The organism is Mesorhizobium sp. M5C.F.Ca.ET.164.01.1.1 (assembly GCF_004792125.1).
GTDB classification, from domain to species: domain Bacteria; phylum Pseudomonadota; class Alphaproteobacteria; order Rhizobiales; family Rhizobiaceae; genus Mesorhizobium; species Mesorhizobium wenxiniae.
Genome location: NZ_SRTG01000002.1, coordinates 459322 through 476077 on the forward strand (window position 1 = coordinate 459322; position 16756 = coordinate 476077).

At 61.7% G+C, this 16756-nt stretch carries 20 protein-coding genes and 1 pseudogene; 3 read left to right on the forward strand and 18 right to left on the reverse strand.

Features of this window, described 5'->3' with window-relative positions:
• Positions 1-2: 2 nt before the first annotated feature.
• From EN807_RS18880 to EN807_RS18950, 15 genes are all read right to left on the reverse strand, one after another.
• Positions 3-935, reverse strand: a complete 933-nt coding sequence (locus tag EN807_RS18880) for a beta-xylosidase (protein WP_135936210.1) — start codon at positions 933-935, stop codon at positions 3-5.
• Entirely contained in the window at positions 928-1689 is a 762-nt protein-coding gene (locus tag EN807_RS18885) for a TIGR04290 family methyltransferase (RefSeq protein ID WP_135936211.1), read from the reverse strand. Before EN807_RS18885 ends, EN807_RS18880 begins: the two co-directional genes overlap by 8 nt.
• A gap of 2 nt (positions 1690-1691) precedes the next feature.
• On the reverse strand, positions 1692-2498 hold the full coding sequence (locus tag EN807_RS18890; protein WP_189522503.1) for a sugar phosphate nucleotidyltransferase: 807 nt from the start codon (positions 2496-2498) through the stop codon (positions 1692-1694).
• The gene (locus EN807_RS18895; RefSeq protein WP_135936212.1) at positions 2498-3601 is read right to left on the reverse strand and encodes a glycosyltransferase; all 1104 of its coding nucleotides are present in this window, start codon (positions 3599-3601) and stop codon (positions 2498-2500) included. The genes EN807_RS18890 and EN807_RS18895 overlap by 1 nt, the downstream gene beginning before the upstream one ends.
• A 13-nt stretch (positions 3602-3614) precedes the next feature.
• The gene (locus EN807_RS18900) at positions 3615-4211 is read right to left on the reverse strand and encodes a histidine phosphatase family protein (RefSeq protein ID WP_127317160.1); all 597 of its coding nucleotides are present in this window, start codon (positions 4209-4211) and stop codon (positions 3615-3617) included.
• A complete protein-coding gene (locus EN807_RS18905; protein WP_065006871.1) occupies positions 4208-5311 on the reverse strand; it encodes an inositol-3-phosphate synthase in 1104 nt (367 codons plus the stop codon). Before EN807_RS18905 ends, EN807_RS18900 begins: the two co-directional genes overlap by 4 nt.
• Before the next feature lie 150 nt (positions 5312-5461).
• Positions 5462-5680, reverse strand: a complete 219-nt coding sequence (locus EN807_RS18910) for a hypothetical protein (protein WP_189522526.1) — start codon at positions 5678-5680, stop codon at positions 5462-5464.
• A 65-nt stretch (positions 5681-5745) separates the two neighbouring features.
• On the reverse strand, positions 5746-6828 hold the full coding sequence (locus EN807_RS18915; protein ID WP_135936488.1) for a UDP-glucuronic acid decarboxylase family protein: 1083 nt from the start codon (positions 6826-6828) through the stop codon (positions 5746-5748).
• 23 nt (positions 6829-6851) lie between these two features.
• Positions 6852-7961 carry a glycosyltransferase gene (locus tag EN807_RS18920; RefSeq protein WP_127317162.1) on the reverse strand — a complete coding sequence of 370 codons (1110 nt, stop codon included), beginning with the start codon at positions 7959-7961 and terminating at the stop codon, positions 6852-6854.
• Positions 7958-9052: a glycosyltransferase gene (locus EN807_RS18925; protein ID WP_135936213.1), complete on the reverse strand. Its 1095-nt coding sequence runs from the start codon at positions 9050-9052 to the stop codon at positions 7958-7960. The genes EN807_RS18920 and EN807_RS18925 overlap by 4 nt, the downstream gene beginning before the upstream one ends.
• On the reverse strand, positions 9049-10179 hold the full coding sequence (locus EN807_RS18930; protein ID WP_135936214.1) for a glycosyltransferase: 1131 nt from the start codon (positions 10177-10179) through the stop codon (positions 9049-9051). Before EN807_RS18930 ends, EN807_RS18925 begins: the two co-directional genes overlap by 4 nt.
• A gap of 2 nt (positions 10180-10181) precedes the next feature.
• Complete coding sequence (locus EN807_RS18935; protein WP_135936215.1) at positions 10182-11282, reverse strand: glycosyltransferase family 4 protein; 1101 nt, start codon at positions 11280-11282, stop codon at positions 10182-10184.
• On the reverse strand, positions 11267-12559 hold the full coding sequence (locus EN807_RS18940) for a TIGR04295 family B12-binding domain-containing radical SAM protein (protein WP_135936216.1): 1293 nt from the start codon (positions 12557-12559) through the stop codon (positions 11267-11269). The genes EN807_RS18935 and EN807_RS18940 overlap by 16 nt, the downstream gene beginning before the upstream one ends.
• A complete protein-coding gene (locus EN807_RS18945) occupies positions 12556-13629 on the reverse strand; it encodes an NAD-dependent epimerase/dehydratase family protein (protein ID WP_135936217.1) in 1074 nt (357 codons plus the stop codon). Before EN807_RS18945 ends, EN807_RS18940 begins: the two co-directional genes overlap by 4 nt.
• Positions 13626-14732, reverse strand: coding sequence for an SDR family NAD(P)-dependent oxidoreductase (locus EN807_RS18950; RefSeq protein WP_135936218.1), 1107 nt, complete (start codon positions 14730-14732; stop codon positions 13626-13628). The genes EN807_RS18945 and EN807_RS18950 overlap by 4 nt, the downstream gene beginning before the upstream one ends.
• A 259-nt stretch (positions 14733-14991) precedes the next feature.
• Here EN807_RS18950 and EN807_RS18955 point away from each other — a divergent pair, with 259 nt between their 5' ends.
• Positions 14992-15264 (forward strand): hypothetical protein, encoded by a 273-nt coding sequence (locus tag EN807_RS18955; protein WP_135936219.1) that lies wholly within the window; start codon positions 14992-14994, stop codon positions 15262-15264.
• A gap of 149 nt (positions 15265-15413) precedes the next feature.
• On the opposite strand, the gene EN807_RS35585 is transcribed toward EN807_RS18955, so the two are convergent.
• Positions 15414-15563: a hypothetical protein gene (locus tag EN807_RS35585; protein WP_189522504.1), complete on the reverse strand. Its 150-nt coding sequence runs from the start codon at positions 15561-15563 to the stop codon at positions 15414-15416.
• A gap of 163 nt (positions 15564-15726) precedes the next feature.
• Between EN807_RS35585 and EN807_RS35590 the strand changes: the two genes are divergently transcribed.
• The gene (locus EN807_RS35590) at positions 15727-15945 is read left to right on the forward strand and encodes a hypothetical protein (protein WP_189522505.1); all 219 of its coding nucleotides are present in this window, start codon (positions 15727-15729) and stop codon (positions 15943-15945) included.
• Here the strand turns inward: EN807_RS35590 and EN807_RS36655 are convergent.
• Both EN807_RS36655 and EN807_RS18970 read right to left on the reverse strand, forming a co-directional pair.
• Positions 15939-16028: pseudogene (locus EN807_RS36655) on the reverse strand (GFA family protein); the annotation flags it as partial. The gene EN807_RS35590 and the pseudogene EN807_RS36655 overlap by 7 nt on opposite strands.
• Before the next feature lie 14 nt (positions 16029-16042).
• Entirely contained in the window at positions 16043-16282 is a 240-nt protein-coding gene (locus EN807_RS18970; RefSeq protein WP_127317172.1) for a hypothetical protein, read from the reverse strand.
• A gap of 222 nt (positions 16283-16504) precedes the next feature.
• Here EN807_RS18970 and EN807_RS18975 point away from each other — a divergent pair, with 222 nt between their 5' ends.
• Positions 16505-16723 (forward strand): hypothetical protein, encoded by a 219-nt coding sequence (locus EN807_RS18975; protein WP_029356209.1) that lies wholly within the window; start codon positions 16505-16507, stop codon positions 16721-16723.
• The last annotated feature ends 33 nt before the right edge of the window (positions 16724-16756 follow it).

A 16756-nucleotide genomic window follows, 5' to 3' on the forward strand; every position in this document is an offset into this window, starting at 1 on the left:
ACTCATGCTGCCGAAGCCCGCACCGCTCTGACTGGCGAGGCAGCCATGGCGGGAGCGTAGCGGCGGGTCATCGTCGCGCAAAATTCGGCAAATTCCTCCGGCACTAGCGGCGGACTGGTGTGATGCGGCATCACTCCGCGGTGCTCGGGAGTGAAGCAGAAGGTGATGGTCACGTCGAAGTCGGCAAGCGCTTCCATCTGCCGGTCGTACCAGTCCAGCGCATTCGGCCTGAAACTATCGGCCCAGGAAAGTCCGGTGCGCAGATTGGTGACGCCCAGCCGCTTCATCCAGGCGACGGCGTCATCCAGCCGGGGATCTTCAAAGTGGAACCATTGCACCAGTCCCATTTCGGGCGTGTAACGCAGGAATTCCTCGAGCGCGGGTTTGGGCGTACCGTCTTCGCGTAGCAGGCCCATGTAGAAGTGGCGATAGTAGGAGGAGCCTTCCGCCTCGCGATGGCGTGTCGTTGCCCCCCATTCGCGCGGAAGATCGTAGAGGCTGTACCATTGTATGCGAGAGGCGTTGCCGAGCAGCAGTTCGGCGGTCCGGCGCAAGCCCCATAGCTGCACCTCCTCGGCACCGAAGCTCGACACACCGACTTCGCTGACCCATACAGGAAGATCGGTGACGGTGGAAATCTCGGCGATCTTCTGGGGCCACTCCTGAATCTGCCAGAGGTTCCAGTCGAGCGGGAAGCCATGCACGGCGACAGCATCGACATGATCCAGCGCGCCATACTGCTTCATGAGCGCCATGAAATCGGCATCGATCGGCGAAATGCCGCCCAGGATCTTGGTTACGGTGGGGTTTTCCGTTGCGATCGCATCGGCGGCCAGTATTGCCATATCGGCGAAGCGGCTCCAGTCGGGGTCGAGTTCGGGATCCCAATGGGACTTGTTGTTCGGCTCGTTCCAGATCATCGCAGCTTCAATCATGAAGTTGTCCTTTCGACGGGTAGGCGGCGCCGCCACCGGCCGGTTCGTTGGCGGCGCGGCAGAAATAAACCTCTTGCTCCGGGTGCAGCACGGTCTCGAAGCCGGCGCTGCGCAGCATCGCTTCGGTGCACGCGCGATTGGGAATCCACCAGTTGGTCGGGTCGTCGGCATAGCGATGCTCGACGAAATGCAGCTTCGGAAACTCGGGCCGGTCGAACAGATCGTGTGTCCAGAAAGGATAATTCTCATCGAGTGCAGGCAGTTCGGTGCTGCCACGCTGCATGGACTGGAAGATCATCAGGTCGCCGGCGACGTGCTCCCGGATCAGATCGAGAGCGAGCAGGGGGTGGCGCAGGTGATACAGCACACCCATGAACAGGACGATGTCGAATTTCTCCCGCAGCGCGCCGACGTCGTAGACCGACAGTAGCTGGAATTCGATGTCGCAGTCCGCGATCTCGGCGGCGAAGCGCGCCTGCGCCAGATAGGCTTCATCGAAATCGATGCCGAGGACGCGGCCGGCGCCGCGTCGTTTCATCTCAATCGAGTAGAAGCCGGCGTTGCAGCCTATGTCGAGCACGGCCTTGCCGGACAGATCGGCAGGAATGGCGTCGGCGAACTTGCGCCATTTGATCAACGGGTAATTGCCGAGGAAATGGTCGGGGGCGGTTTCGACGCCTGCCAGCTCCATATTGTGAAACCACGGGCCAAGGGCATCGATGCGGCGACGGATTTCGGCGTTCGAATGCAGCATGGCTAGCCTCCTTCGCCTGGATGGCTTGGTAACTGCGACTGCCCTCGCAGCGCGAACATGAGGTTTTTCGGGTCCTCAAACGTAGTGTCGTTGTTCTCAAGCAGCCGAAGTGCCGTGCGGTAGCCGTTGAAAGTGCCGACGTCGACATAGGCGGTGCCTGCCTTGACGCCGTAAGCCTCACCGCCGGCCGCCAGATAGGCATTGATGAGTGTACCGACATATTCGTCGCTTTGATCCCGCTCGCGCCAAAGCGCGGCAAGCTGGTGAAGTATCCGGCCCGGCATCTTGAACGCGCCCCAAATCCAGTTCGATGCGGCGTCTTGTTGCTTGACCTGGATCTCCCTCACTCGGTCGCCCTGGTCGAGAACGACGGCATCGAAGAGTTCGGGGTGATCCACCGGGAAGAGTAGAAACGACAGCCGGTCGTCCGGCAGGCGGCAGAAGCCATCTTCCGGAAACCAGATCGTATCGGGCAGGCCGATCAGAACCGTCTCGTCCGGTGCGACGAGCGGGGCGGCGCGGAAGATCGCATCGCAAAGACCGACGGGGGTGGGCTGTACGACGAACAGTGCGGCGGCGTCGCCGTAGCCGGCGGCATAGTATTCGAGGATGTCCGATTTGCCCGATCCGATGACGAAGCAGATTTTGTCGACACCGTTGCGCACCATGCGACGCACCAGATATTCGCTCACCGCGCACGGGCGCTCGGTCTGGCCGTCGACGCGGCTGCCGACCGGCAGGAGCTCCTTCGAGAAGCCGAGCGGTTGAATACGGCTGCCGCGGCCGGCAGCGGGCACGATGCCCAACATCAGATTGCTTCCTTCAACGGCTCGTCCGCCGTCAAGCCCTGCAATGCATCGGACAGGAGGCGGTCCAGTTCCCTGGCGCGCTGCGCAGAGGTGTGCTCGTCCAATACCCGCTCGCGCGCACGGCGCCGGATTGCGTCGACGTCGCTGTCGGACAAGCAGACTGCCGCGACCACGTCGTCGGTGGTGTCCGCCAGGATGATCTCGCTGCCGGGTTGGAAAAAACTGCTCAGGCCTGGCCAGGTGTCGCTCACGATCGCCGCGCCGCAGGCTGCCGCCTCGAACAGCCTGCCCGAAGGACACCAGCCCCTCTTGGCCATCGCCTCGCGGGTCACGTTCAGCGTCAGACGCGATGAGCAAAAGAAGGCCGGATGATCCGCAGGCGGAAGATGCCTGACAAAGAAGATGTTTTCGCCCCACGGAAATTCGTGCGGATATTGGGCGCCGCCGATGACGAAACGGTGGTCCGGCAGGCGCGCTGCCGTGCGGACCAGCAGCTTTTCGACGCCGGCCTGGCGATCAGCCGCATAAGTTCCGAGATAGGATAGATCTCCGGCAAATTCAGCCCGGGGCTCTGCTGGCCGGTGTCGCTCGGGATCGACATGACCATAGAGAGGCAAGACACGGCGCGCACCCAGCAGAGTTTTCAGCGCATCGATTGCGGTTCCCCCCGTATAACTCAGGACGAGGTCGAAATCCCGAAGGCCTTCGGGCCCGTAATACGCCGGTCGTAGACCTTGTTCGATCCGGGCGAGTGTGACCGGGGTGTCCAGATCGTAGAAAACTTTCAGCCCGCGACAGGTCTGCTGCGCCAGGCGCGATGCCTCCACGGCGTCGGGGCAATAGGACGTGACGATGACGACGTCCGATTGCCCGATAGCCTGTTCCGCGACATGGCGAATGTCTTCCCAGTCCGGATAGAGAACGACGTTGCCGCCATCGAGATGATCAAGGTCGCGCGCCCCGGCATAATAGGGAGTGTTGCGTTCGAAGAAGGTGACGGACCAGCCCAGCCCGCCCAGCGCCCGGATCAGGCCGCGCCACAGCGTCGCGTGTCCGTTTCCCCACGAGGAGGTGACGGTGAGACCGAAAATGACCATTCGCATCCGGCAGTCCTCGTCAGGCGGCTTCGTTCAATCGGATCAGCTTGGAGCCCCAGTCACCGGATACGACCGTGGTGATCGAAGCAGGATCGATATCGAAGCGAAAACAGTCTCCCAGCGGCAAGCCGAGCACCTTGCAGACGGCGGCCTTGATCACGTCGGCATGGCTGACCAGTGCCACGGACTGGTTCTGGTAGCGTTTGCGAAGCTGCTGCATCAGCGAGGTGACACGTTGCTGCACGTCCAGCATGGTCTCGCCGCCCGGCGTCCTCGCCTGCTGACGCCGACTGTTCCACACCCGCCAGTCGGCGTCCTGGTTCAACTCTTCGAAAGTCTTTCCCGACCACGCGCCGAAGTCGATCTCATCGAGCTCTTGGCAGATTGTAATCTTATCGGGACTGCAGGCGATTGCGATCGGTTTTGCGGTTTCCAATGTTCGTTCGCGCGGGCTGCAACAGATGGCTGCTAACGGCTTCGGTGCCATGTGGCTGGCCAGGCGCAACGCCTGTGCCCTGCCGGTGTCGCCAAGGCAAACTCCGGCCATGCGTCCGGCAAGATAGGTGCCGACATTGTCGTGCGCCGCATGGCGGATCAAAAAGAATGTCGTCGTCATTCCGCGGCATCGAGCATCGGCTCGTCCCTACCGGCGATGAAAGACAGCGTGCGCAGGCGTGCCTCGGCATCGGTGAACTGCTCGGGCGGCGACTTCATGAAATAGCTGCAAGGGCCGGTCAGCGCTCCCGCGATGCCGCGGTCGAGCGCCAGCTTGGCGCAGCGGACAGCATCGATAACGACCCCGGCGGAGTTGGGCGAATCCCACACTTCCAGTTTGAGCTCTGCATTCAGCGGCACGCCGCCGAACGTCGTGCCTTCGACGCGGATGTAGGCCCATTTTCGATCGGTAAGCCAAGGCACATGGTCGCTGGGGCCGACATGGATGTTACCGGCCTCCAGGGGAACGTCGAGCTGGCTGGTTACGGATTGTGTCTTGGAAATCTTCTTCGATTCCAGCCGCTCGCGTTCCAGCATGTTGAGGAAATCGGTGTTGCCGCCGAAATTCAGCTGATAGGTGCGGTCGATGCGGACGCCGCGCTCGCGGAACAGATTAGCGAGCAGCCGGTGCACGATCGTCGCGCCGACCTGGCTTTTGATATCGTCGCCGATCAACGGCAGGCCACGCTGTTCAAAGAGCTGGCGCCATTCCGGTCGCGACGCGATAAAAACCGGTATGCAGTTGACGAAGGCGCAGCCGGCCTCGAGCGCGCATTCGGCATAAAAACGCGTAGCCTCTTCCGAGCCGACCGGCAGATATGAGACCAATACGTCAGCGCCGCTTTCCCGCAGCAGCGCGCTGACATTCGCGACCGGCTCTTCTGCCTCCTCGATTTCGTCGCGTAGATATTTACCGATTCCATCGAGCGTTGGTCCGCGCTCGACGCGAACGCCGGTTGCTTCGACATCGGCAAAGCGGAAGGTGTTGTTGGGCGCATTGTATATGGCTTCCGCCACATCCCGCCCAACTTTGCCCTTGGCGACGTCGAAAGCACAGACGACCTCGATGTCATCGACATGATAACCGCCAAGATCGGCATGCATCAGGCCCGGTATCGGCTCATTACCTCTGGCGTCCCGATAATATGAGAGGCCCTGGACAAGGGAAGACGCGCAATTGCCGACGCCGGCTATTCCAATCCGTACCTTTTTCGATCCCACGAAACTGCCGCCATCGCTGTTGAAGGTAAGTTCCTCGCGCCGAACTGCCAGCTGCCGGGAATGTTCCTTGCGACCTGGAAAAATCACGAACTCCATGGCCGATTAAAGCTGGCGCTGTTTGAGGCTGCCTGGGCCTAAGCGCCGCAAGCCTCAGTCGAGCCGTCGCAGCATATCCGCTTCTTTTTCGAGGATGGTGGCCACTTCCTCGCGCTCGAGGTGCGTCATCATCAGGCTCACACAGCATTCAAGGTAGGTGATCGAGGCACGTCTCAGAAAGGCAGCCGTTTCCCTTTCGGCCATTTGCTCGATGTCCTTGGCGGATCGTTTTCGATGCACGGGTCGGTTCTCCATGCCGGTATCTTCGCCCAACGGCGAGCTCGGCTGGATGTTCCCATAATGACAAAAAGTGTAGCGCGCGTTCGGACGCCACGGTCTCACATGGCCGTCCGAGCGCACAGCTCTCCCTGACTTGAGGCCGGCAAGTTTTGCAGTCGGCCTGAAGCGGACCTCACGCTTGGCGCAATTGGGGGAATTCGATCCTCGTTGCGGCTCGCTTCGAGCTCCATAAAATAGCTGATCGTCTGCATCAGGCCTTGCCTGAGCGGCACCTTTGGCGACCAATCCAGAAGGGTTTTTGCTCGGGAAATGTCCGGTTGCCGCCGGCGAGGGTCGTCTTGCGGCAGTGGCAGGAATTTGAAGACCGAGTTGCTATGGGTCATATCTCTCACTAATCCAGCCAGTTGAAGAATGGTGAATTCCCCGGGATTGCCTAAATTGACCGGTTGGCGCGGATTAAGATCGACATCCATAAGACGGACCAGACCGTCAACCAGATCGGAGACATAGCAGAACGACCTGGTCTGCAGCCCGTCGCCGAATATCGTCAGTGGTCTCTTCTCGAGAGCCTGCATCACCAGGTTCGAGACAATCCGGCCGTCGGCAGGATCCATCCTCGGACCATAGGTGTTGAAGATGCGCGCGACCCGGATGTCGGCCATCTCGGTTCTCAAATAATCGAAGCACAAGGTTTCGGCGGTTCGCTTGCCCTCGTCATAGCAGGCACGAGGACCGGTGCAGTTCACATGACCGACATAGTCTTCCCTTTGCGGGTGCTGTTCGGGATCGCCATACACTTCGCTTGTCGATGCCTGAAGGAAGCGCGCATTATTTCGGGCGGCAAGCTCAAGCAGATTGAGCGTTCCGATCACACAGGTTCGCGTGGTATGAACCGGATCGGCTTGATAGCGCGGCGGCGATGCGGCGCACGCCAGGTTGAAAATGCGGTCCACCGGCTCAGCAAGATCCAATGGTCGGCAAATATCCTGCTCGATCAACCGGAAACGAGGACGGTCCATCATCGAGACCATGTTTTCCATCCGGCCGGTAAGAAAATTGTCGACACAGGTCACCCGGTACCCGGTCTGAAGCAGTTTTTCGCAAAGATGCGAACCGAGGAAACCCGCGCCGCCGGCGACAAGCGCCGTTTTGGTCCGTTGCGTCCTTCTTGATTGCCGCATCTCTATTTTCTCCTGTCTGCCAGTCATGCTGCACTTTCGATGTCCAGATCGAGAGCTGGACGTGCCGATCTTGGCCGCGCCAGCAGTGAAACGAATTCGCGAGCTCTCGCGGCGCCAGTATGTGATGCCAGGATCGTCGCGCGCGCTCGCTTGGCCATAGCCAGCCTGACGCGGTCGGATTGCCTGGACAGGATATCGATCACCTCTTCCGCTTGGCCGGCCGTATTGATCGTGGCTGTCGGAAAGAAGCTATCCAGACCGGTCCAGCGATCGCTGATGATCGCCGTGGCACAGGCAGCCGCCTCGAAGAGGCGTACGCTGGGAGACCACCCAGCCGCTACCATGGAGCTGCGTGTGACGTTCAATGTGTAGCGCTGGCGGCTGTAGAAGGCGGCGTGGTCTGCCGGCGGCAAGTGCTCGATGCGATCGACGTTGCTTGGCCAGACGGTCTCGGACGGGAATTGCGAGCCGGCCACGACGAAGCGACGGTCCGGCATGCGTCTTGCCGGTTCGAGCAGGAGAGCATCCAGCGTCGCCTGCCGGTCCGAGCTGTAAGTACCGAGGTAGCCAAGGTCCCAGCAGATCGGATCGGACGTTCGGCGATGCCGCTCCGGGTCGACGGAGCAGTAGAGCGGCTCGGCGCGCCGTGCACCAAAATCCGCCGCCAAACGGGCGAGCGTTGGCCCGCCGGTGAATGAGAAATAGACGTCGAAATACGGAATCTGCCGTCGGCATATGTAGTCGCAATCATTCGCGGCGAGCTTTGCCAGCGTGACCGGCGTGTCGATGTCGTAGAAGCAGAACTGGCCCGTGCACAAGGACGCGACGATGTCGATAACGGCTCGCCCCTCCGGAACGAAGGACCCAACCACCACGACATCGGCCTGCTGCAGGCAGCGAGCATACGTCCGACGAAGATCGTTCGTCGTTTCGTAGTAGCGCAACGTGCAGAAATCCGGGTCGCGTAGATCGCGATGGTTTGCATACCATGGCACATCGCGCTCGAGGAAAGTGATGCGATGGCCTAGTTCGTGCAGGCCCTTCAGCAACCCGCGAAAAGTCGTGGCGTGGCCGTTTCCCCATGAAGAGGACAAAGACAGGCCAAGAAAGACGATATCCAGCCGCTTGGTCATTCTGCTGCCTCCACGGTGGGACGCTCGAAATGACGCCTGAAAACGGCGTCGGCCGCGGCTGCCCTCAACGCATAAGTATGCTCGGCGAGAACACGCCGAAGCGCAGATGCGCCGATCGCCTTTGCCCGCTGGGGTGTGAGGGTTCGCATGATTTCGGCGACATCGTCGCCGTCGCGCGCCACCAGGATCTCTTCGCCAGGGATCAGGAACAATTCGACGCCAAGCCAGGCGTCGGTGATGAGGCATGCGCCGGCGCCCGCAGCCTCGAAGACGCGCGTGGCAGGTGAAAAGCCGTTGGCGGCCATGCTGTCGCGGCTGATGTTCAGCACCGCCTTGGGTGTGACGTTGAACGCATTGTGGTCGCGCGTCCCGACGTGGCCGAGCCATGCGACATTTGCCGGAAGCTGCTTGTCACCCCAACCCGATCCGCCGAGCAGGAAGCGCTGATCGCCCGAACGGCTGGCCGGGTCGAGGAAGAAGGCTTCGACGCGTGCCTCGCGATCCGGGAGGCGGTTGCCGAGGAAGGCAAGGTCGCAAGCGAAACGCTTGTCCTTGGCGACCGGATGATGCGTTTCGGGATCGAGCGCATTGTAGATCGGCACGCATTCGGCAGCCCCCAGCGCACGATAGGCCCAGACGACCGGATCGCCGCCGCCGTAGGTGAGGACGAGGTCGATTTCCCGCAACACGCGGTGAAGGGGGTGGTCCGGCTCGTCGCGCAATTGGCCCAGCGTGGCCGGTGCGTCGACATCCCAGAACACTGTCAGCGCATCCGTACGGGCGTGGTCGAGTACGGCGCGCAGCAGCGCTTCGTCCTCGAAGCCTACTCCGCTCGCCTTGACGACGATGTCGGCTTCGCGTGCGCTTGCTGCCACCTGCATCAGCGCATGCGGGGTCGCCTCGTAGACGACGACGTTGCACCAGTCTGGTGCCTCGATATCGCGGTTCTTCTGCCTGTCGTAGACGTCCGGTTCATAGAAAGTGATCTCGTAGCCGAGCTGAGAAAGAGCCTTGAGCAATCCGCGATAATAGGTCGCCGCGCCGTTCCAATAGGACGACAGCAGGCTCGATCCATAAAATGCAATCTTCATGCGACTGTCTCCTCTATGGCGATGGGACCGATGGCTTGGCGGTTGCCGCATTCGGCGAGCACGCCGAACAACTCATCCGCCCGGTGCCGGCAAGTGTGTCGCCTCCCGATGGTTTCGAGGCCGGATTTCACCAGAGAGGCAGCCAGGTCAGCATCGTCCAGCACGTCGCAAAGATGACGGCACATCTCGGATCCGTCGCGCGCGAAAAGGAAGTCGATGCCTGGCCTGAAGAGTTGCTCAACATCGGTCCAAGGCGCCGAAACGAGCGGGATGCCACAGGCGAGCGCCTCGAACATGCGGATCGTCGGGATTCCGGGCAGGCTCTCCCGATAGGGTCGCCGCGGAATGTGGACGGTTACGCGATGGGCCGCGAATGCCTTGGGCACGTCGGCATTGGCAATCCAGCCTTCGTAACCCAGGCCAGCGGCGGCAAGATCGGCGAGCGCTTCGCGCGGATAGCGCACGCCATGAACAGTGCCACCCAGGCCAAGTTCTTCCACTGGATTGATCAGGAATTCCTTGATTTCGGCACTGCGCTCGTCGTCGCCCCAGTTGCCGATCCAGATCACGTCGGATGTAGGGTCGATCTCCGGGTGCGGCTTGAACAGGCGCTCATCCGCCGCCTCGTGCCAGGTGAAAGCACGTTTGCCCCAGCCGGCGCGAAGATAGCTTTCCCGCAACGCTTCGCCGAAGGCGAGCACGCCGTCATAATGCTCCAGCCGCAGAGCCGAGATCGCCTGCGTCGCCGAGACGGCGCGATGATGGGTGTCATGGAACAGAAGCGTGAAACCGCCTCCGTTCGCCTTTGCCCTGCCGATGCGCGCGACAAGGTCCGGGTCAGTCCATTCGTGGACGATCACCACATCGGCGCCGGCAATCCAGCCTTCATGGACGAAGGAGGCGTCGTAGGTCACCGGCATCAGCTCCGGAAAATCCTTTCTGAAGCGCTCGACCGCGAAGGGTCCTTTCTCTGCCAGCAGGTTCGAACGGCTCCAGCCGTCTGCGGGCTCCAGCGCGATCGCCTGATGTCCGCGTGCAACGAGCTCCCGCATGATGCCGCGCAGGAAATGTGCGTTGCCGTGGTTCCAGTCGGAAACGACCGAATGGGTATAGAACAGGAACCGCATCGTCAGCGTTCCGCAACGGCCAGGGCGGCCCGATCGTAGATCTTGTGCATGGCCGCCGCTTGCCTTGCCGGCGAAAACTTGCGCGCTCGGCGTGCGGCGGCTTCGCCGAGCCGGCGCCTATGTTGGGCGTCGTCAGAGAGACGATCGACACATCTGGCGAGATCGCGTGGATCATGGGCGTCGTAGAACATAGCCGCGCCGTTCCACAATTCGCGATAGGTCGGGATATCGGCAAGCACCAAAGGTGTTGCGGATGTGGCTGCCTCCAGTACGGCAAGGCCAAAGGGTTCATAGACGGATGGCGACACGAAGATGCCGGCCTGCGCCATCAACCGACGTACTTCATCGTGGCAGACAGAACCCAGAGGAGCGACGTTGCTGAAACTGGTGCGTTGCCCATCGGCGCCCTCGAGCGGCCCGGCAGCGAAGACCGGCCATGTCGTCAGCGATGCTGCCTGGTCCAGCGTAGCTGCGTTCTTTCCTTCGTCCCACCAGCGCGCGGCGGCGAGAACCATTGGTTCGCGCGTCTCTGCCTTTGGACCCGGCCGTGTGCCGTTGCTGACAACGCTCAGGCGGGCGATCGGCCCGTAGCAGGCCTCGAGCATGTCGGCATGGCTGCGGCTGGGCGCGATTACGGCATTTGCCCAATCGAAACCGCGTCTGTTGCGGTCCTTCTGCCAGGCCCATTCGCCGTCCACAGCCTGTCCCCTGACGGCGTGGAGCCACGTCACAACGCATGAATGCGAGACCGCCACGACCGGGCAAGGCACATCAAGTCCCACGGCCTGCGTCGGCGCATTGAGATGGACGAGGTCGATCGCGCAATCGCAAACAAGCGCGCGCAATTCCTGCGGCAATCTTTCCAGATCGCTCTCATTCCGCGTCATCCAGTCCGGCGGTGTCTTGAGCCACGCCAGGGCCGCGAAAGCCTGCACGTCCTTCGCCTGCTCCTCGGACGGTTCCGGGCCTAACCCGGCGAGCACGATGCTGTCGCCGCCGTGGGTCAACTCCCGCGCCAGATCAAGCGCGTAGCGCCAGACGCCGCCGACGGCGTCGACGGTCATCAGGATTCGCCGCGGGCGGCGGATCAGCGACTGCAACATGTCGCCTCCAACTCGGCCAACGCGCGCGGACGCTTCTCCTGGATGTCGCTGAAGGTCCGGAACGAGGCCAGGTAATGCTCGTGGGCGCGCTCCCAGGCGAGATCGTCGGGCTCGCCCCAAAGCTCGCGATAGCTGGGCGAACTGGGGTAGGGATAGAGCGGCACCGGTTCATTGGCCCATACACCGCGGTCGATGAGGTGCTTGCGCCAATGATCGACCAGAGCGGGATCGTCCTCGATCACGCCGATCAGATTGGCCTGGACGAACGGAACGTGACGTCGTGCATTGACCAGCAGCGCGGCCAGTTCCTCGGTGCCCAGCCGGCAACGCTTTGCCAGCATGGCCCGGCCTTCCACGGTCAGGCTTTCGAGGCCGGCCTCGATGGAAACGCAGCCGGCGGCACCCAGCAGTTCCAGGAGCTCCGGCTTCCAAAGATCGATGCGGGTCTGCACGCCGAACTTGACGTCGCGATCGACCAGTGCCTCCAGCAGCGCCTTCTGCGGCAGGAAGATCTCGTCGATAAAATAGATGTAGCCGACGCCTTGTCCGATCAGCCGGTCGATTTCCGCCATGATCGCATCGTGGTTCCTGCGGCGATAGGCGTCTCGGAAATCGATCTTGGCACAGAAGCTGCAATTGTAGGGGCAGCCGCGAGACGCCTCGACCTCCGCTCCGAAGCCCATCTGATTGTCGTCGAACCTGTGGTGATGGTGCAAATGGGCGGCAATCCAGTCGGACGGCCAGCTGAGAGGCGGATGACCGACAAACGAGCTGGCGTGGACGCCGCCATTGCCGACAAGTTTTCCCTCGTAGAGATGAGCGGTGTGAGGCACGGCTCTCCAATCGTCACTGCGGGCGAGTTCGGCGACGACCTCTTCGCATTCGCCGCGCACGACGACATCGACGCCCAGCTTGCGCAGCGTTGGCGCCGGCGTCGCCGAGCTGTGCGGTCCGACAGCCACGGTGCGGCCGCCGCGCCCGGCAAGGCTGTTGAGGAAGTCGGCAGGCACGCGCAGCTCGGGCGGCGCGCAGCGCCAGAACAAATAGGTCGGCGCCGTGCTGACAACCGTCATGGCCGGAGCGAAAGCGGCGACGCGATCGGCAAGTGCTGCGTTGTCCAGCTTCTGGATTTGCCCGTCCAGCATCAGCACCTGATGGCCGTCGGCCTCCAGCAAGGCTTTCGAGTAGCCCAATTCCAGCGACAGATGTGGCTGTCGGCAGCCGAAATAGATGCTGTCCTCGTAGGTCCAGAACGGATTGACCAAGGTGACTTTCATGCCACGTACCTCGCTGCTTCAGCATGTGGTTCGAGGCGATGAAGCTGGAGCCAATCGGCCAGATCACGGACGCCGTCGCGCCAGGACACATGGGCTTTCCAGCCGAGCGTCACTTCTATCTTGCGGGTGTCGGCGACAAAGAATGGCTGGTCGCCGGTGCGTTCCCGGTCGTAGCGGATCGAGAGGTTCCGCCCGGTCAGCTCGCCGATCTGCTTGAGCAGCATGCGCAGGCTGACGGCGTTGCCCGGACCGCCACCGAGGTTGAATGCCTGCCCCTTGATATCCTCGATCCGGGCAAGTACCCCGCGATAGGCCGCAACAGCATCGGAGACATGAAGGATGTCGCGCACCTGCTTGCCGTTGCCGTAGATCGTGATCGGCCGGCCAGAAAGCGCGCTGAGCAGAAAATGGGCGACCCAGCCCTGGTCTTCCGTGCCGAACTGGCGCGGTCCATAGATGCAGCTCATGCGCAGGACCGCGGTCGGCAGATCGTACGACTTGGCATAATCGAGCACATACTGGTCCGCCGCGCCTTTGGAGCAGCCATAGGGCGTGCAGAAATCCAGACCGCAGGTCTCGTCTATGCCGTTGGCGCGGATGCCGCCGTCGCAGGGTACGCACCGATCGTCCTCTTCGCGGACTGTGACATCGGGCAGGCCGCCATAGACCTTGTTCGTGCTGGCGAAGATCACGGGAATGCGTCTGCCGCTCCGGCGAGCCGCTTCCAGGACGTTGAAGGTTCCGCGAAGATTGATGTCGAAATCTTCACTTGGCTGGACGAGACTAGTGGTTACAGCGGTCTGCGCGGCGAGATGGAATATCGCCTTGGAATGCGCCAAAAGCCGCGCCAGCACGTCTCCGTCCCGCACATCCACAGTCTCCACGGCAAGTTTATTGCCGTGCTTCTGCGCCAGCCAAGCCAGGTTCTGATCGACGCCCGGGCGGCTGAGATTGTCGATGACCAGCACCGGCACCCCGTCCGACAACAGGCTGTCGGCGAGGTTCGAGCCGATGAAGCCACTGCCGCCGACGATGGCAACCGGCGCTTCACGAAACCCGTCCGGCCTCATGATACCAGTCCCCGCTCTTCGAGTTCCCGTTTCATGTCGGCGCCGCGGTCGATGGCGACCGTGTTGCGAACCCATGCGACGAACTCGTCGAGTGAATCCTCCAGCCGGTGCTGCGGCTCGAAACCGAGCAGTTCGCGCGCCTTCGAAATATCGGCGAAGCAATTGCGGATATCGCCGGCGCGCGCCTTGCCGAGGATTTCAGGCCGATGTTCCGGCACACCCATAGCGTCGGCGAGCAACCGGGCGACCTCGCTGATCGCATAGGCCCGTCCGCTGCCGATGTTGATGACGTGGCCGCGCGCCTGGCGTTGTTCCAGCGCCAGGCGGAAGGCGCGGGCGACGTCGCGCACATGGACGAAGTCGCGCTTCTGCTCGCCATCTTCGAAAATCATGGGCCGCTGGTCGTTGGCGAGGCGTGAAGCGAAATTCGCCAAAACGCCGGTGTACGGGTTTGAAAGCGCCTGTCCGGCGCCGAAGACGTTGAACAGGCGCAGCGCCACCGAGTCGACGCCATAGGCATCCCCGAAGATCAGCACCGCGCGCTCCTGGGCATATTTCGTCAGCGCATAGATAGAGGCGAGGTCGACCGGCTTTTCCTCGTCTGTCGGCAGGGGCGACAGACTTTCATCCGCCGCCGACAGCGGATTCCATTGGCCGCTCTTGATGTCGTTAGCCTGCCGCCGTGCATTGTCGATGCGCCGACCGCCTGGCGTGACATAGAGGCCCTCACCATAGACGCTCATCGACGAAGCGACAACGATCCGCTCGACCGGATGTTTGATCAGCGCTTCGAGCAGGGTGGCAGTGCCGAGGTCGTTCGCGCCGACATAGCGGGCGATCTCGTACATGGACTGGCCGACGCCGACCTCGGCCGCCAGATGGATGATGGCGTTGACGCCCTGGAGCGCTTCGGCGACAGCGTCGCGATCGCGAACGTCGCCCTTGATCAGTTCGGCTCCCGCTGGCAGGCCGATCGCCCCACTGCCGTGCACCTGTTCCAGCAGCGCATCGAGAATGCAGACAGCATAACCATGTTCGACGAGTTCCTGGGCGACGTGGCGGCCAATGAAACCGCACCCTCCTGTTACCAGTATGCGTTTCACGATAACTCCTCAGGCAGTTGGCCTTGGCGCCCCGAACTGTTTGGCAAAAGGTTTGTTCCCTCTGCTTCAACAAAGATCGATTGGAGAGGCTCGCAAACCGACGTGGCGGAACATTGCAGCTTCCTTGGCGTTAGGGCGCTCATCCGGCGCGTAGTCGGGAAAGCGGGTATGATCTAGCCGTCCGGTTCCGCCGCATAGCAAGCAGACCCGATGGTGAGGATCATGCGCCTGCGAAATCTGGGATCGAAAGGAGATTCCGATGTCTGAATCGAAGACGACTACCGATCATGACGAGATCCGCCAGTGGGCCAACGATCGAGGCGGGCGGCCTGCCACTATACGCACCAAGGGCGAGGGTGGTATCCTGCGGATCGATTTTGGCGAGCCCGAGGAGGAGTTCGAAGCCATCGAATGGGATGAGTTCTTTCGGATCTTCGACGAAAACAACTTGGCCTTCCTCTACCAAGACGAGACCGGCGGGGGGAAAACCAGCCGATTCAATAAATTTGTCGACCGGAGCAAGAACGGCTGACAAGGCTGCTCGAAGGGCGGCGGGCCCTTGGAGCGCTTTGTCCTCAGTTTGGTGTATCCAACTTTGCCGGGCGCCAAACAATGACGCTTGGCCGCGAAATGGGACAATTCATAAGTTAAACCCTTCGGAGGTGCCGAACGGTCGCAGCCTCAGTGCAACAGGCTCGCCCCGCTCGATCTAGCGACATTTCGCATGATGCCGTTCAGCCAGTCTTCGGTCGACACGCCGGCCCGCCGCCTGTCGATCTCGCCGATGGCGCGCTCCAGCGTTCGCTCGACCAGACGGTCGGAAGCCTCCACGTCCCCCCAGAAGCAGACGCGCCACGAGCCTGAGCTTCGGCAGAAGTGAAAAGACGTTGTCGGACAAGTTGACGGGAGGGCTCCCCGCCAAGGCCGATCTTTCCGGAGGAAACAAGGCATCGAAGACGGCAAAGCTGTCAGACGATTTTCGAAGGTTGCTGGCGTGGCGCAGACGTTCGGGAATGACGATGTCCTCGTCACCGCTGAAAAAGACGAACGGCACGCCGCGGCGCATCAGCTCGTCTGCGATCGGAAACACCCGCCGCCCATTGAGATTGACGTCGAGGATCGCGGCCTCAGCCGCCTCGGTATGCATGGACGCATGTTCGACTGTCGCCGCAGGGCCGAGGACGACCGCGCCCATATTGCCGAAATATCCTGACAATGGCAGATCCCGACCCGTAGCGGTGTGCCGCTCAACTTGAAGCGAACAGCGCCGCACAAGCAGCCGCCGTCCCGTACGATCCCGGCCTCGCCTTTCAGTCCAGCGGCTTTTCCGTCGGCCGTGGCGTGGTGCCTGACTGGCGCGGCCGGCCGGCGTTGCGGTTCGCTACCGGATTGTCCAGCGGAGCAGTCGATGGCTTCGAGGTCCCAGCGGTCTTTGGCGTCGGCGGTCTCGCTCCCGCATCCGTATCGTTGGCGTCCCGCCTTGGATGTCGCAAGCCGTCGGCATTAGCCTGCCGAATTGCCGGCTTCGATGTGGTATTCTTGTTGGCCATGTTGTCTCCTTCCTGCTGCGACTGAGAACTATGAGCGGCTCATCGCTCGCCGCCCATCAATCGTGCATGTCAACCGCCGGCAAGGTGCGAAGTTCCACGACCTTCAGCTTTACGCATCCCCTGGATGCGCAACGTATGCTGCAAGGCATTGATCTTGCCAATTCATGGTAGATGGGAACCATTTTCGATACTGGCTGTTCGGCTCGCAGGAAGGAGCCGGACATGGAGCGACGTAACGCTATACTTTCGCTGGTGATAGCAGCGATCATTATCGTCGGCTTTCTCATTGGCTTTTTGTATGCCGATATGGGCTGGCGCACCTCGCCATTTGAAAGGGCCGCTGAACAAAACCAAGGGGGAAACGCCCCGGCCGACACCTCGCCTGCCGCGGGGATCAAGAAGAACCCCAAAGAAAATACCGAGATGCCGGATCAGCAATAACCGCGGTCCTTCGGGCAGGAATACAAACCGGGG